Origin of the sequence: Streptomyces sp. NPDC050549 (genome assembly GCF_040655035.1) — a bacterium.
Classification (GTDB): domain Bacteria; phylum Actinomycetota; class Actinomycetes; order Streptomycetales; family Streptomycetaceae; genus Streptomyces.
The window spans coordinates 1-1,694 of record NZ_JBFAJD010000117.1; the positions used below are offsets into that span (position 1 = coordinate 1).

Below are 1,694 nucleotides of genomic sequence, written 5' to 3' on the forward strand. Positions count from 1 at the left end.
CTCCTAATGGCGTCGTAAGACGTTGGTCTTGATCCTGCTGGCGAACGTCTTGAGCGAACCGGCATGCGGTGATCCGTAACCGCTCCTGAGGCCTGACCTCCCAAGACAGAGTCGGCCCCGCATGCCGGCCCACTCCCCCGTTCCTCATCGTGCGGTGGTGGCGGGGGCGGCCCGCGCTCCTGCCTCCGTCCCGCGCGGACCGCCCCCGCCACCACCGCCGAAGGACACAACAGCGGCATCGTGGGCTCGTGGTCCAAGCCGCCGCCAGGGAACACCTCTCACCGCTCGGCGAACCCCCAGTTCCACAGCTGACCGAGACCCCTGACGACCGCTGGGATTGCGAACGGCTGATCGGATGACGGGCCCCTGAGCCCTGCCATTAGGACGACGCGCAACCCCTGCCCGGCGAGGACCAGCACACCACCGCCAACCAGAGGACACCCCCATGACCAGCGTGTTCTGCGGTATCGACTGGGCCACCGACCACCACGACATCGCCCTGCTGGACGAGACCGGCACCCTCCTCGCCAAGCTCCGCATCGACGACAGCCCCCAGGGCCTCACCCAGCTCCTCGACCTCCTGGCCCGCCACGACGACACCCCCGACAACCCGATCCCCATCGCCATCGAGACCTCCCACGGACTCCTGGTCGCCTGCCTACGCTCCACCGGCCGACCGATCTACGTCATCAACCCACTCACCGCCGCCCGCTACCGCGACCGCTACGCACTCAGCCGCAAGAAGTCCGACCACCTCGACGCCAAAGTCCTGGCCCACATCCTGCGCACCGACCCCGCCGAACACCGCCCCCTGCCCGCCGACAGCCACCTCGCCCAGGCCATCACCGTCCTGGCCCGAGCCCAGCAGGACACCGTCTGGGACCGCGTCCAAAACAGCAACCGGCTCCGCTCCCACCTGCGCGAGTACTTCCCCGCCTTCCTCACCGTCTTCAGGCACTTCCGCGAGGGCCTCGCCTCACCCGTCAGCCGCACCCTGCTCGCCGCGGCCCCCACCCCCACGCAAGCCGCCCAGCTCACCCGTCCCCAGCTGCGGTCCATCCTCAAAAAGGCCGGCCGCCAACGCGAGATCACCGGCGAAGTCGAACGCCTCCACGCCCTGCTGCGCGAACCCCAGATGCACCAACCACCCCTGGTCGAGGACGCGATGGGCACCAAAACCCTCGCCCTGCTGCGGCAGTTCAACGCCGCCTGCACCAGCGCCGACGAACTGGAAGCCGCGCTCCTCGACACCTTCACCACTCACGAGGACGCCGAGATCATCACCAGCTTCCCCGGCCTCGGCCACCTCACGGGCGCCCGCGTCCTGGCCGAACTCGGCGACGACCACACCCGCTTCACCACAGCACGCGCCCTCAAGGCCTACGCCGGATCCGCCCCCATCACCAGATCCTCCGGACGAAAAACCACCGTCCTGGCCAGACACATCAAAAACCAGCGCCTCGCCTCAGCCGGCTACAACTGGGCCTTCGCCGCCCTCACCGCATCCCCAGGCGCACGAGCCCACTACGACCACCGACGAGCGACCGAAGAACGACACGTCGCAGCACAACGCAACCTCTTCAACCGCCTACTCGGCTGCCTCCACCACTGCCTCACCCACCACATCCCCTACGACGAACAGACCGCCTTCCCCAACACCGCTTGACTGATCAACCGCATCGGATGTCTGTCTC

General features: G+C 68.1%; 1 protein-coding gene. It reads left to right on the forward strand.

What is annotated here, in order from left to right; all coding sequences use genetic code 11:
* Positions 1-445: 445 nt before the first annotated feature.
* Entirely contained in the window at positions 446-1,666 is a 1,221-nt protein-coding gene (locus AB0I51_RS48380; RefSeq protein WP_362985919.1) for an IS110 family transposase, read from the forward strand.
* Positions 1,667-1,694 lie beyond the last annotated feature (28 nt).

Bases quoted from the DNA above. Each gene is read 5' to 3' on its own strand.
- AB0I51_RS48380 (WP_362985919.1), top strand. From the start codon at position 446: ATGACCAGCGTGTTCTGCGGTATCGACTGGGCCACCGACCACCACGAC.